The sequence below is a fragment of the Leptospira weilii serovar Ranarum str. ICFT genome (assembly GCF_000332415.1).
GTDB classification, from domain to species: domain Bacteria; phylum Spirochaetota; class Leptospiria; order Leptospirales; family Leptospiraceae; genus Leptospira; species Leptospira weilii_A.
In genome coordinates, this window is record NZ_AOHC02000052.1 from 127,839 (window position 1) to 141,873 (window position 14,035).

Here is a 14,035-nt window from a genome sequence, read left to right on the forward strand (position 1 = left end):
AATTCTTAAATTATTTAGGAAAGAAAAGTAGAGATCGAGGAAATGACTTTCTCCACGTCTTCCAGCGGTAATTCCGGATACATTGGAAGGGAAAGTACAGTTCTCGATAATTCCTCCGTCACTTTCATCGAAGACGCCGTTTTAATCTTTCCGACATAAGCGGGCTGCAAATGAATTGGGCTCGGATAATGCACTCCGGGAAAAATATTCTCCGATTTTAGACGAGCGATCAGCGCTTCCCTACTTTTCACTTGAAGAACGTAAAGATGATATACGTGCTCAGCATTCGGATTCTTCGCCGGAATTCGAACCGCACTCCCTTGCAGAGCTTGATCGTATTTCTTAGCAATGATTCTACGTTTTCCATTATCAGAATCTAAATTACGAAGTTTTACTCTCAAAATGGCCGCTTGCAATTCGTCCAACCTGGAATTACGGCCTGCAAATTCGCTAATATATCGATCTTTCCATCCGTATTCTCGAAGCATCTTCATCTTAGAGGCAAAGTGAAGATCATTGGTTGTTATAAGACCTGCGTCTCCAATGGCTCCTAAATTCTTAGTCGGATAACAACTAAAACAAGCGATGTCGCCTATACTACCCAATCGTTTTCCCTTCCACTTCGCCCCATGAGCTTGAGAAGTATCTTCAATTAAATAGATTCCTTTTTGCTTACAGAAAACTTGTATCGCATCCAAATCAATGGACTGACCGTAGAGATGAACGGCAATCAGAGCTTTCGTATTTTTCGTAAAAACCTCTTCCAATTGGGAAGGGTCCAATGTAAAAAAATTAGGATCAACATCGACTAAGACTACCTTTGCGCCTACCGCTTCGATTGCAGCTACTGTCGCGACCGCAGTATGGGAAACCGTAATTACCTCGGAACCCGGCCCAATTTCCAAAGCACGTAACGCAATTTCCAAAGCGTCTGTGCCATTGGCGACCCCAACAGAATGTTTTGTGCCTATGTAGGATGCAAACTCCGCTTCCAAAGCTTCCACTTCCGGTCCTAGGATATATCGATTGCTATCTAAAACGGATGAAATCGCCTTTTGGATTTCATCTTTATAAGAATTATTTTGAGCTAGGGGATTTGCGCAAAGAATCATTTTACCACTACTCTTACAGAAGGAACATGAGTGATCCACTTACCGCCGGATTGCATGAACGCCTGCTCGTTCGTCATAATTTCTTCCGAATGATTCCAAGCTAAAAGAAATGCATATTCCGGATAAGCGGATTTAAATTCAGAATATGCTTTTACCGGAATATGAACCCCTGGCGAATACTTTCCTTGTTTGATCGGAGTCGTATCAGATATGAAATCTATCAAATCGGGACCGATTCCACAATAATTGAATATAGTCGTGCTCTTCGAAGTTGCAGCATAACCGACGACTCGTTTCCCTTGCGATTTGATTTCCTTTAAAAGAGAAACCAGATCGGTTTTCGATTTTTCTACGTTCTTTCGAAATTGAGTGAATGTTTCCAGTTTATCAAGTCCTTGCTGCTTTTCTTTTTCTAAAATTCTATGAACCGCTTCATTAATCGGATAAACACCTTTGTGAGCCAAAACATATCTCATCGAACCGCCGTGCGTTTTTTGAGGCAATAAATCGATCAACTCGAGGCCATAAAGATTGAACAGATATTGAATGGAAAGGGCGGAAAATAAAAATACGTGCTCGTCATAAATCTGATCATAGGAAATTTTTTCAACGACGTCTCCTAAATAAGGGTCTTCAAACATCACTACGCCGGTCGGTTTTATAAGGGTCGCAATTCCTTTCACTACACTTTTAATATCGGGGATATGACACATAACGTTTGCAGCCAAAAACGCGTCCGCTTGCCCGTGTTTGTCTACAATTTTTTTCGCTACGTCAGCATCAAAGAATTCCGAAATCGTTCTTACTCCGTTCTGATTTGCGATCGCGGCCACATTTCGGGAAGGTTCTATGCCTAAGTGATCGATGTTCTTTTGTGCGAAATTCTTAAGCATGATTCCGTCATTACAACCCAATTCGACGACAAAGGGTTTCTCTTTTGATAGAAACTTTGATCCGAGTATCAAATCGGCGAATTCTTTAAAATGTTTTTCCATGTATTTTGAGGTACTGGAGAAGAAAGCGTATTCTTGATGAAACATCTTCTCTGGTTCCGGTTGCTCAAGCAATTGCAGCATTTTGCTTGTTTCCGAAAATCCTACTTCCATTTGAAAAAAGTATTCATTTTTAAATTTATCTTCCGATAAAAAGCCGTTTCCCAGGGGCTGACGACCCAAATCTAATATCTTTTGCAACGGTTCATTGCAAACTCTACAGTTTTTTTCTTTCATCTATAAACTCTTTAATTTTAAAGTTATTTAGTTTTCCATAATATTCATCTAATTGAATTCTAAAAATGCTTTCATTCTTAATAAAAAATCAGAAGTTATCTTACCTCGAATTTCTACTTTTTCTATAGAAATTGAAACAAAATTACTCCATTAAAAATTTTCAAATTTAACTTTAGCAAAACTTAAAACGATCATTTAACAAAAGCAAAGTTAGTCGTACTCTTTGAAGAGCAAAATATTTGCGTACAAATTCGAATGTTTTAAAGTTTGACGAACTTCATTTAATTCAGCCTTTACCCGCTCTATCTCTAAGTAATTTAAGCCTTTTGAAGTTAAAGTATTTAAAAGTTTTTTTTGCTTATATGTTCCGAACAAACGGCGAACGATAGAAAAATTTTTCGCCTTCATAATGATTCTTTTTAACCAAGAAGGCCGAGAAATACTTGTCATTGTTAGATAATTTTGAATAATATTTGGCATTGCGTCTACGTAAAGTTGCCGGAGCATTTTATTCAAATCAGAAGCAACCGGAGAAGTAGAAACTTTCTCAGCGCGACGTATTATTGCAGAAACCATAGATTGAAAGTCATTCATCCAGTCGGAAAAGAAAAGCCGATTGATCCAAGGAGAGACAAGCGCGTGAGCCTCTGAACTCCCCAATTGACGTAGATAAGATGGTTGAGGGGAAAATATAATTTTACCTTTGATAATAAGAGATAAGTAAATAAATCTTTCCCAAACATCAAAATTTTTAAAATTTATCTCTTTGACTTCTTTAAAAATATCAATCCAAGCCTCGGTACGAGTAACTGAGTAAAGAAAATAATATGACCGATTTAGAAATTGTTTGACTCGCGTCATCGTATCAATCGCATCGTAATTAATCCCGTATTGATAAGAAAAATTATACATATCTCCCATAATGGAATCGAAATCAGCACTTTTATCTCTAAGAGCAAAATTTAAAGAAGTAGAACAAACACTAATACAATCTGAATGAGTTTCAAAAAGCTTTTCCGCAGTATGTACGGCAGCAGGAAGTACAAAATCATCATTATCGGAAAACATCACATACGGGGTATCTATTTTTGTAATTATATCCGCCAACTTAAACCAATAGTCTTCTAATAAATTATCCTGATAACGAAAGTATTTATAGTTTAAATTTGGAAAGTTCTTAGGTTCAGAGAGTAAACGTTCAACTTTTAGATCAGTCCCTCCATCGGCAATTACTATCTTAAAAGGCAATCGAATCCGATTGTGATGCCACATCCAACGGAAGGTATGCAATGGCCTTCCCTTTAAAGTAAGTAAAATTGTAATATTCATACAGTTAAATTTTCTTTGATATACATAGGATTTGATAACAATTATAAAATAAAATAATTAATCATTTTTTTCAATGTCTTTCGAAGGGTTTTGTGTATTCAACATAGTATTTAGTAAGCCGCCAGCTTTGCGACTCAACGTTTTAAATGAGCCTTCTTCCACTAAATTTCCTTTTTGGAGAACATAAACTTGATCAGCCTTCGCAATTGTAGATAACCTATGCGCGATAACTACAATAGTCGTCTGATGAGCGACTCTTTCAATGGATTGTTGAATTAACTTTTCGGATTCCGAATCTAAAGCACTCGTTGCTTCATCCAAAATCAGTAACTCAGGCTTTCGCAACAACGCTCGCGCCAACGCAATCCTCTGCCTTTGTCCACCGGAAAGTTTTACACCACGATCCCCGACTATTGTTTCAAGTCCAAGCGGAAGTTCTTTAACAAAATTTTCGGCATTGGCAAGAGAGAGAATATCCCAAAGATCTTTATCCTTAGCATTTTCAAATGACCATAGCAAATTTTCTCGAATTGTAGCATTAAATAAAAACGGATCCTGCGGAACATAGCCGATTTTTTCTCGAAAGCTGTTTTGTTTCCATTGATCTAATGGCATACCATCCAACAAAACTTGCCCCTGATCAGGAATCTGTAGACCCAAAATGAGATCTATCACAGTAGACTTACCTGCGCCTGATTCACCGACGAAAGCTGTCATTTTACTTTTACTTACAAAAAGGTTAATATCGTTAAGGGTATCAATACGACCGGGATAAGAAAAACTGACATTCTTGAATTCTATCCCATTTTGTAATATACTAAAATACTTGTTTCCTTCTTTTTCTTCAAATTTAGCCGCTCTATTTTTTAATAGAATAAGCTGTTCGTAACTTGGAAGAAAATTGCTAATAGTAATATTACTTTGCAGTAAAGAAGAAAGAATGGGAAGTGAAGAGAGAAGACTCCACATAACAGCTGCCAGTTCTGATATTAAAACGCCTTTAGATAAAGCCAAGCCCATCGCAACAACCGCAGAAAGCATCGCAAAAGGTTGGTACAATTTCGGAATCGCCGTAGTAAGAATCTGGGAACGTAAGGTGGTGCTAACGTGTTCATCAAATCTATTTAGATAGAGGTCACGAGCGTGATTCTGTTTTCCAAAACCTAAGATTAACCTTGCTGCGCCTAAAATTTCACTTAAAGTACCCATAACTACATTGGCTGTTTCCGTATTTTGTTTTCCTAAGCTATAACTCAACCTATGAAAAAGCAAGAAAGGTAAACCAAAAAGAACGGATAAACCAATTGCGGAGACCGTTAGTTGAGCATTCAACCATAAAGGCACACTCAAATAAATAGCAAGTTGAATTATCTGAGCAAGCAAAGAAGCTAAATGACCTAAAGAATCTCCGATAGTATTTAACTCTTTATTCATAGTGTTAAGCAATAAGCCGTTCTCGGAGCTACTAAAAAACTCCCACCTGGCTCTAAAAAAAATATGTAAGGTTTCACTTATTAAACTACGAACGACGGAATATTTAATACGCAAGATTGCGTATCTGAGAACAACATCTAATATACCTTTAATTAGATTTGAAGAAAAGAATAGTAACCCGAAAGACCAAAATCCAATAGGAAGATTAGAATATCCGAATATAGAAGTGACAATTTTGGTAATTTGACTCGGTTTTTGCAAGGATTGATCTAATAAAAAATCCGCTAAGGGGACCAACGAAAATACTGACGCCGCCGCCATCGAACCTTCAATAATCAGAACGAAGAATAGCCATAAAAATTGTTTAAAATTTTTAATGATAAAGTCAGAGAAAATAAATATAATAGATTTTTTTTTCATTTTTCAATATAGTTTAATCAGATTAGGCGTCGGAAAAAGGCTTTTGAAGAATTTCATATTTCGTAAATATTTTCTTTTAAATTAAACATTATAATATCTTTTAGAAACCTCTGTAAATTGAATTTTAAAGAGTATTAACTGAACCGTTTCGTGATTAAAAATTTGGTATTCAATAGTGATTCTTTAATCAAAAAAAGCATCTCCCATTTTTCTTAAAAAATGAGCGCCTACTCTTGCTTCAGGATGTATCCAATTATGATAAGTAGAAAATTCTGGAAATGTTTTCAATATCTCCCAAAAACGTCTTTGCCTGTTTCGATCATCTTCAGTATCTATCCAAGATCCTGAAAGTCTCTGCTCTTGTTCCCAAGTAGCGTCTAAAATGTCCTGAGAAGTCAAATCTACAACTTGTATTCCTGCGTCTTCGTAAAATTGTGTTTCTAAATGATGATTGGATAAATGTTCTCTTAAAGTTAAATACTTTCCGGTGGATTTCCAGATCAAATATTTTGGAACCCAAGTCATATGATGTGAAGAGGACAAGTTAATCAAAGGTAATGCGTTTAAATAAAGTGAAACAGGTGTTTTATATACATTTGGTAATACATCAATTCCAGTCCCTGTACTTATAAAAAGTTTAGCGTTGAGAGACAACCAAATATCCATAAGATCTTCTTGATCATCTAAAAAAGGATAATCAATGAATTTTGAATTACGAATAGGGACAGGTTTTGCACAAATCTTTCCCATTCGAATCACCCAATAACCGCGCGCCAAAAAATATTCAATCCCTTCAATATAAGTTTCCACATCCGAATCTCGATAACTATGATAAGTCCAATTTTCCCTTGACTCGGCAAAACCTCTATTATTTGGGTCAGAAATAAGATATTCGGAGTCTCTCACTAATAAACAGACAAACGGCTCGTTATCAGTCCAACCGAACTTCCGCATCCAAGATTTTGCCGAATCATTTTCATACTTAGAAATAGAAAACCTTTCTATTTCTCCTTGAAATAATCCATCTTTATCTCTTGATGCAGATAACGAAGGAACAATATGAGATTCCCCACCCGGAAGTTTATTATTTATATAATCTAAATACTTTACCCAAGGACGAACAAATAGACTCCTTTGAACTAAAGAACTCCAATAAAAATTAGAAATACCTGGGCTGAACCAAAACCAATGATATATTTTAGGAAATCCCGAAGATTTTGGTAAAGTCGCTAAGTAAAAACTTGAATCAATCGTAAAATGGCCGATTCTAGAAGTTAGTATAGTAGTAAACTTAACCAAAATCAGTGGTTTTAAAATTCGTAAAATTAATAAAAAAGGAAAAGCCCAAATAAGATTAATACAAGTTATAAAAATTTGAAATGCTCGTTTTAAAATTTGAATCAATTTAACAACCAAATAAAAGGCTAAATACTCGCTCAAAATTGTTTGGCACAAATACATTCTTTAGCGAGAATCGTTCTTTATACAAAACCCAAAAAATATGTAAAAAAGAAAGCGATTCACAATTTTCAGTCAATTTTCATAAGACTTAAATATTGTTGTCCCCTTCCCCACCAATAAGGAAAATTAAGTAACGGCTTATCTACATCTCCTTCTTTTAACCATATGATAATCTCATTCAGTGCTTTCGCAGTTTCGGGCGCAGGTTCTAAAAGTAAGTTAAGAATGTCGGAAAGATTTGTATATAACCTACCCCAATCTCCATCTTCGTTCCTTTCTATTTCACACATAATATTCCATGTATCATTACACAATTCCTCTAACTTCATACCAAATTCCTTAGAATGCTCAACGAACGTGAAACGATAATCTAAGAAATTCAGATTTTTTCTAAAATAAGAATCCAATGCAATTTGGTTGTAACCTTTTACTTTAGAATTTATATCTTTATACCATCTCCAATCATCAATAAATTTCGGAGATGAAGAGAGAACCTCAAATCTGCCATCAACATGATTAATTACTTCTGGAATTGATAATAATCGAACCTCTTGCAAAGGTTGAATAATGCTGTCAAGTATCCAATCCTCAATCGGTCTACTCATATTAATCAAAGTTTTTAAATGCGATTCATAAATGGGCATTAATAGCCTTAACTGTTTTTCTGTAGGTTCATTTGTGGATAAAAATTTATCCCTAATTAATCTGCGAAGTGTTTCAGTCAGATATGAAATGCCATTTGCAGTTGTGATCAACAAAAGACCTCCTTCATCAACAGCATTACATATATGATCTAGCAAAAATAAAGGTTCTTTTTGATGAGGGAGGCATCCTTCAGCTATTACTAAATCATACTTTATTTCAGAATGAAAATCCTGAAATAAAGTATGAACAACTTCAATCTTATCTTGATGAATGAATCTTTGCTTAGTCGCCTCAAAGCCAACCTTGCTGCCATCTACAAGAGTATATATCTTTGGATTCAGACTCGCAGTATAGACTGCATTATGCCCGCTACCTGGTCCAAACTCTATAACTTTTCTATTAGCTATATATCCGGGTAAAATTCCTAAAGAAATATATAAGGATTCTCGTCTATAATAATGCATTTCCAAATCCGCTATGTTCTGACGAACTGGAGATATATTATTTTTATTATAAAAATCAACGAACGGTATTTCCATAAATTATTGATTTAATGAAGTTAATCTTCGCGCCAAAGATTCTTGACCTTCCAAAAATCGCCCTCCGTCTATATAGATTGATTGCCCTGTGATATAGCGTGACTTTTCACTAGAAAAAAAATCAACGGCATTTACAACGTCAGATGTCTCTCCTAATATTTGAAGCGGCGTAATTTGCTTTAATAAATTAACCACTTCTTCATTAGTCTGATAAAATTCCTTATTCGATTCCTTGATAATAGTACCTGGCATAATACAATTAAATGTTATACTTAATTTTCCAAAATTTACCGCATAATATTTTGTTAATTGTTCTAATGCTGCCTTACTTAAATGATATGAGAGTGGTTGCTCTTTTACAACAAATCTGCCGGCAGGCGAACCGATAAAAACAAAGCTTCCACTTTTCATCAAAGGAACAATCCCTTCTACAAGAATCTTAACCGACTTTAGCTGAATCATAAATTCGTAATCTAAGTCTATTGGATTAGATCTATTCTTTTGAGAAAACACTATATATTTAAACTGAATTTTTTTTTCCTGAATTAAACGAATCACTTTATTCAGATTTTCTTCATTCGACAAATCTGCTTCAATGTGTTTGCCGTCCCAGGCGCCTTTATTGCGAGATAAAACATAGGTATCGTCTCCGCGTTTAGCAAATGATCTAGCGATTTCTAAGCCGATTCCCTTTGAACCACCTACGATTAAAGACGAATCACTCATTATTTTGAACTTTGCTTTTTAAACTCTGGAAGTGGACATATCAAGGTTAGTTTATGATTTTTTAATTTAGATTGAATCAAATCAAAGTAGCGCCAAGCCAAGACAACCAAAATCGCATCCTCCTCGAAATTAAGAGCCTCCGGATGTTTTACCGGAATGTGCAGACCTGGACTATAAGTATCAATTTTTCCCGGGTTGTCATCAACGAGATAATCCAAATATTTATCCAATTCAAAATGATAGATCAATGTAGTCGAGGTAGCGGACGCGCCGTATCCGATGATCCTCTTTTTTCCCTTTGATCTTTCGAGTTCTTGTATCAACTCAGCTTTAACCTTGTCGATCCTATCTGCGTATTCTTTGAAATACAACTCGGTCATGTTCTTTTCTTTTTCAATCTCTATAAACTTAGAAACTTCCTCGGATACCGAGTGTATTGAATTTTTTCGCGCCCAATAATATCGAAACGATCCCCCTTTTGTATCCACGTGCTGCAAGTGAATCAACCTTAGACCAAAGGAATCGAAAAATCTTATCAGAGGTAATATTGAAAAATAAGACAAATGTTCGTGATAGATAAAATCAAAAACCATATTGTCCACCATATCACCTAGATAAGAAGATTCGATCACAACTACGCCGTTCGGCGATAAAAGATATTCCAAACCTTCGGTGAATGAATGCAGATCATCGATATTCGCATACAAATTATTAATGGTAATCAAATCTGCGGATCCGGCTTTCTCTTTTATCTTTCTTGCAAGATCGGGATCGAAAAATTCGGGCAGAGTTTCGATTCCGCGACTTGTTGCGTCTGCAGCAGTCTTCGTAGAAGGTTCAACTCCGAGTACTTTTGCGTTTCTTGCCTTAAAGTGACTCAACAAAGTGCCATCGTTACTCCCTATATCCACCACAAAACTGCCGGCAGCTAAATTCAGTTTTTCTAAAACGTCTTTCGCGTAATTTCCAAAGTGATTGCTCAGTCCAGAAGAACTAGTCGTCACATAGATATAATCCCTATATATAATTTCCGGATCAACCACACATTCGATTTGCACAAAAGCGCAGTTTTTACATTGAAAAAGATCCAGCGGATAGACTTCCTGATCTTTTTTCTCTTTTAAATACGCATCGCATAACGCAGTAGGAGTTAACGGTAAGACCTTGACCAAATCGGTGGATTTACAAAGTCTACAATCTTTTCTTAAGTAAAAATTATTCATTTTTTAATCTCTGATCTATCTTATTCATAAATTCTCGGACACTTTCCGTATCGTGATCTTCGGGACTCCAAGGGGCAAAGATCGTATCCTCTTTTCTAAACGGTCCTTTCGTTATTTCCAAAAAAACCAGCCATTCGGATCGAATCAGTAAAGTATGATAAGCGGAAGAACGCATACTGTCATAAAAAATTTTACCGGTATGATATGCTCCCATACTCATCCTATCTCCCACATTCCCATTTTCGTCGAACGTTATCAAATCGACTTCACCCTCTAGAATCATCATAGATTCAGGCTTATCGATATGTTTATGAGGTCTTACATATGTGCCTCTAGGATGAACGATAAACATCTCCTGAAGAAGTTCGCTACTATTCAAATGCGAACAAATTCTTGCTCTCTGACGTTTTGTTCCTTTTGCTATCTCGATTAAGTTATCAATGTCTTTTTTTTGAATTCCCAAAAGTCGATGTATAGAGTGAAATACTTCTTCGGAAACTTTGGTTTGTTGATTGTAGTCAATCATAGATCATTCGCTTCCAAAATTCCGGCAATAATTTACTAGGTGGCAGGATAGAGTGGAAGGTTAATGAACTTTTATCTAAACACTTTTTTCTGAGAACCTTAAACTCATTTTCAGTATTCACGCCGAGAAGAATATGTTTAGCTTTCTCAAAGAGATTTTCCGAGTTTAAAATTTCTAATTCGCAGCCCGGTACAAATGCATCCTGTTTTTCTCTTTGATCATCAATAAAAAATTTAATATTATTCTTTATCCCGAGGAAATTTACGAAGTTACAAGATCTGGCACCACAACCATAAATTGCTATATCTTGATAGGAATTTAAATATTTTTGTAGAGAGGATTTAAATTTTGGATAAATTTTACCGTAATTTATTATTTTATAATTATAAGAATTTTTTACTTTCATCACATTTCCAACGGATTTCTCGCAATACACAATAAGAGCTTTTCCCGAAAATAAAGTAGTTTCGCTATGTATGATTTGAAATCCATTCAAAGCTAATAAATTCTTAAGCGATTCAATCGTAAAATAATTCACATGTTCTTCCCAAAGAGCATAATCGAGATAATCGAGATTCCATTCGCTGTCAGGTATTTCAATGATGAGCCCTCCATCGTCTTTTAATGAAAAATGAATTGCCTGCATGAAGTCTTCTAAATCAGAAATATGCTCCAACACCTGACGAGTTACTATTATATCAAACTTTCCTTCCGCAGATGTAAAATCTTTAGCATATTCATGATTCCAAAATTTATGAAATACTTTGTGTCCCTTTTCCTTAGCAATCTTCGAAGAATCAAGTGTGGGCTCGATTCCTGTAAGATTTAAATATCCCTTCCCCTTTAAATAATCTAAAAAACTACCATCATTACAGCCGATTTCCAGAATTTTATCCGATTCATTTAAGTTAAAAATCGAACTCATGACTTCTACCAATCTAGGGACGTGCGGCTGGCTTTTCCAACCACTAACTGTGAAATAGTTTTCATACAGCACATTTGGATCAATCGGATTCTCAATTTGAACAAATCCACAATCAACACAATGAATCAAATGAAATGGATATAGATCATGCTCCTTTTTCTGGTCTCGAATCAGATTATGAACAATTGGTTGATTCCCGAAATCTATAAGAGAAAGCAAATCTTTACTTTTACAAAGTCGACATTGCATTTAAGCACCTCATCATTGATATCATTTGTTATTTTGTTTTACTGGCATCAATTTAATAAGAAACCAGTTTATTGAATAATCTTTATTGAATACTTCTATTTCTAATAAAAATAATTATAGATTAGATCTATATATCAGCGCAACATTAGGAATTACAATATATTCCTATCTACGTTATCAATACTAACACTTAGCACTTCCATTGCATTGGCTCATTCGACATGTTTAGAAAGATAAATATTCAATTTAGGAAAAATTTTTCTGATAAAAAACTCAGTGCCGACTTGGGTCAAATGTCCATGATCGAACGCGATCAAACTATCGGTCGTATCGCCAACACGGGTGATACAACCTTCCACATTGCAAAGATAGTCGATCGGAGAAATATAAACAATATCTAATTCTTTTGATAACTTTCTAAATTCTTTGTCAAGTTCCACTACTTTCTCGAATTTCTGAGGAATCATCCTTTCCGGAATGTCCGACTTTTTATCAAATACAATTCTTTTGATTAAAACATTCGGCAATCCACCTTCCCATTCCGGCAATGGTCCGATCAAAACAAGGTTTTCGGCCTGATCCCGTTTCAAAGAGATTATGGATTCTTTAAATCGACTTAAGTCCTTGGCAAAGGTAACCTCTCGCGGAAAAAAATACGCCGGCCAATAAGCTGAAAGAACGATCAAAGAAGGATTTAATTTCGGAATTAACTCCTTCCCAATATACTGATTTGTCGATCTGCAAAGCGGATGTCTGCTCGTCTCGAATTCGAAAATCGGAGGACAGGCTGCACTCGAATACTGTGCGATTCTAAATTTCTTTTCAGTTTTTAGAATTTTAAGCCCATGAATCAGTTGAGCAGCATAAGAGTCGCCCCATACAAAAAGAATCGAAGAATTTTGTTCTTCAGGATCCAAACAATCCTTAGAAAAAGAATTCTTATCCTGATCTTGAAGCAAACATGTCCCCGATCTAAATATCTCTTTAGTCTCATAGTGCTTATATTGATCCAACTCGAATACGATTTTCGGATAATTGTCGATGAACCCATTTTTATAATATATGAAGGTAGATATGGATAAAAACGAGATCATCAGCAGAACCAAAGATCGCACGATTAAGACGTTCTTTTCTTTTAGTCTTACGTTTCGGATTGGAATTTCAATCCATCTATACGTTATGAAAGAAAATATAAAACTGATTAGCACGGCAGAGACGCGGATCAGTTTTGCCTCATTAGAATTCTCATAATCCATCAAACCGGCTATAGTGAGCAAAGGCCAATGCCATAAATACAATGGATAGCTGATTAGTCCCATAATTACAAACAAGCGATTGCTCAATAAATATTTATTAACAATAGCCTGTTTTCCGGCTGAAATCAGCAAAAAGGAACCTGTAGTTGGCAACAAGGCCCACCAGCCCGGGAAGGACTGGTCCTGGTTGATCCAATAGAAGGCCAAACCGATCAAGACAAGACCAACGAAAGAATTTATATGATTCAACAAGCTGCTGAACTTATAATTTAAATATTCCTTTTTGAAGACGGTGACATAAGCGAGAATGCTGCCCGTCATCAACTCCCAAAACCTTCCTTGAGGAAGAAAAAACGCAGAGGTTAAGTCCTTGCCTGTCAATAGAAGATTCGTCAAAAAGGAAAACACCCAAAGAACACAAAGGACAGTTAGAGAGTTTATTCTATACTTATAGATAACAAATAGAATGACGGGCCATAAAATGTAAAACTGCTCCTCAATGCCCAAAGACCACAGATGCAGTAAATATTTAATTCCTGAATTGAAATATCCGGTTTCAGACCAATAAATAATATTCGATAAAAATAATACACCAGCAATGATGTGTTTACTTAAGGTTTTTAGATCGTTTGCTAAAAGATAGAAGTAACCGTAAGTCAAAATAAAAGCGAATAAAACGAGCAAAGCCGGAAAAATTCTTTTGATTCTTTTTAAATAAAAGTCCTTAAAACTAAAAGTATCCGATTCGAGACTCTTAAAAACAATATTCGAAATGAGATAACCCGAGATGACGAAAAATATATCAACTCCGATAAAACCTCCTTTAAACTTATAAGGGACTGTGTGGTAGGCTACAACCAGCAATATTGCGACTGCACGCAATCCGTCGATATCCGGTCGATACTCTTTGTTAGTCGGAATTTTAAAAAGGTTTTGTAAAAACTGGTTCATGAATTCAACG

General features: G+C 35.6%; 11 protein-coding genes. All 11 read right to left on the reverse strand.

Annotation, left to right across the window (positions count from 1 at the left end):
* Positions 1-14 precede the first annotated feature (14 nt).
* The 11 genes from LEP1GSC060_RS17125 to LEP1GSC060_RS17175 all read right to left on the reverse strand — a co-directional run bounded on the left by LEP1GSC060_RS17125 (position 15) and on the right by LEP1GSC060_RS17175 (position 14,025).
* Positions 15-1,112: a DegT/DnrJ/EryC1/StrS family aminotransferase gene (locus LEP1GSC060_RS17125; protein WP_003009401.1), complete on the reverse strand. Its 1,098-nt coding sequence runs from the start codon at positions 1,110-1,112 to the stop codon at positions 15-17.
* The gene (locus LEP1GSC060_RS17130) at positions 1,109-2,341 is read right to left on the reverse strand and encodes a class I SAM-dependent methyltransferase (protein ID WP_003009636.1); all 1,233 of its coding nucleotides are present in this window, start codon (positions 2,339-2,341) and stop codon (positions 1,109-1,111) included. The genes LEP1GSC060_RS17125 and LEP1GSC060_RS17130 overlap by 4 nt, the downstream gene beginning before the upstream one ends.
* Before the next feature lie 210 nt (positions 2,342-2,551).
* Positions 2,552-3,670 carry a TIGR00180 family glycosyltransferase gene (locus tag LEP1GSC060_RS17135; RefSeq protein ID WP_003009356.1) on the reverse strand — a complete coding sequence of 373 codons (1,119 nt, stop codon included), beginning with the start codon at positions 3,668-3,670 and terminating at the stop codon, positions 2,552-2,554.
* Positions 3,671-3,727: 57 nt separating this feature from the next.
* Positions 3,728-5,524 carry an ABC transporter ATP-binding protein gene (locus LEP1GSC060_RS17140; RefSeq protein ID WP_003009503.1) on the reverse strand — a complete coding sequence of 599 codons (1,797 nt, stop codon included), beginning with the start codon at positions 5,522-5,524 and terminating at the stop codon, positions 3,728-3,730.
* Between the two features lie 183 nt (positions 5,525-5,707).
* A complete protein-coding gene (locus LEP1GSC060_RS17145; protein WP_230458349.1) occupies positions 5,708-6,964 on the reverse strand; it encodes a TIGR04372 family glycosyltransferase in 1,257 nt (418 codons plus the stop codon).
* A gap of 89 nt (positions 6,965-7,053) precedes the next feature.
* Entirely contained in the window at positions 7,054-8,169 is a 1,116-nt protein-coding gene (locus LEP1GSC060_RS17150; protein ID WP_036096970.1) for a class I SAM-dependent methyltransferase, read from the reverse strand.
* Positions 8,170-8,172: 3 nt separating this feature from the next.
* Positions 8,173-8,895 (reverse strand): SDR family NAD(P)-dependent oxidoreductase, encoded by a 723-nt coding sequence (locus LEP1GSC060_RS17155; protein WP_003009874.1) that lies wholly within the window; start codon positions 8,893-8,895, stop codon positions 8,173-8,175.
* Entirely contained in the window at positions 8,895-10,118 is a 1,224-nt protein-coding gene (locus tag LEP1GSC060_RS17160; RefSeq protein ID WP_003009592.1) for a class I SAM-dependent methyltransferase, read from the reverse strand. Before LEP1GSC060_RS17160 ends, LEP1GSC060_RS17155 begins: the two co-directional genes overlap by 1 nt.
* Positions 10,111-10,644, reverse strand: coding sequence for a WbuC family cupin fold metalloprotein (locus tag LEP1GSC060_RS17165; RefSeq protein WP_003009953.1), 534 nt, complete (start codon positions 10,642-10,644; stop codon positions 10,111-10,113). Before LEP1GSC060_RS17165 ends, LEP1GSC060_RS17160 begins: the two co-directional genes overlap by 8 nt.
* Entirely contained in the window at positions 10,637-11,818 is a 1,182-nt protein-coding gene (locus LEP1GSC060_RS17170; RefSeq protein WP_003009848.1) for a class I SAM-dependent methyltransferase, read from the reverse strand. The genes LEP1GSC060_RS17165 and LEP1GSC060_RS17170 overlap by 8 nt, the downstream gene beginning before the upstream one ends.
* A 212-nt stretch (positions 11,819-12,030) precedes the next feature.
* Positions 12,031-14,025: an acyltransferase family protein gene (locus LEP1GSC060_RS17175; RefSeq protein WP_003009428.1), complete on the reverse strand. Its 1,995-nt coding sequence runs from the start codon at positions 14,023-14,025 to the stop codon at positions 12,031-12,033.
* Positions 14,026-14,035: the final 10 nt, after the last annotated feature.

What these genes read in the sequence shown, in the direction of transcription:
- LEP1GSC060_RS17155 (WP_003009874.1), bottom strand. Translation starts at nt 8,895, where the DNA reads ATGAGTGATTCGTCTTTAATCGTAGGTGGTTCAAAGGGAATCGGCTTA.
- LEP1GSC060_RS17140 (WP_003009503.1), bottom strand. Translation starts at nt 5,524, where the DNA reads ATGAAAAAAAAATCTATTATATTTATTTTCTCTGACTTTATCATTAAA.
- LEP1GSC060_RS17170 (WP_003009848.1), bottom strand. Translation starts at nt 11,818, where the DNA reads ATGCAATGTCGACTTTGTAAAAGTAAAGATTTGCTTTCTCTTATAGAT.
- LEP1GSC060_RS17125 (WP_003009401.1), bottom strand. Translation starts at nt 1,112, where the DNA reads ATGATTCTTTGCGCAAATCCCCTAGCTCAAAATAATTCTTATAAAGAT.
- LEP1GSC060_RS17150 (WP_036096970.1), bottom strand. Translation starts at nt 8,169, where the DNA reads ATGGAAATACCGTTCGTTGATTTTTATAATAAAAATAATATATCTCCA.
- LEP1GSC060_RS17165 (WP_003009953.1), bottom strand. Translation starts at nt 10,644, where the DNA reads ATGATTGACTACAATCAACAAACCAAAGTTTCCGAAGAAGTATTTCAC.
- LEP1GSC060_RS17130 (WP_003009636.1), bottom strand. Translation starts at nt 2,341, where the DNA reads ATGAAAGAAAAAAACTGTAGAGTTTGCAATGAACCGTTGCAAAAGATA.
- LEP1GSC060_RS17160 (WP_003009592.1), bottom strand. Translation starts at nt 10,118, where the DNA reads ATGAATAATTTTTACTTAAGAAAAGATTGTAGACTTTGTAAATCCACC.
- LEP1GSC060_RS17135 (WP_003009356.1), bottom strand. Translation starts at nt 3,670, where the DNA reads ATGAATATTACAATTTTACTTACTTTAAAGGGAAGGCCATTGCATACC.
- LEP1GSC060_RS17175 (WP_003009428.1), bottom strand. Translation starts at nt 14,025, where the DNA reads ATGAACCAGTTTTTACAAAACCTTTTTAAAATTCCGACTAACAAAGAG.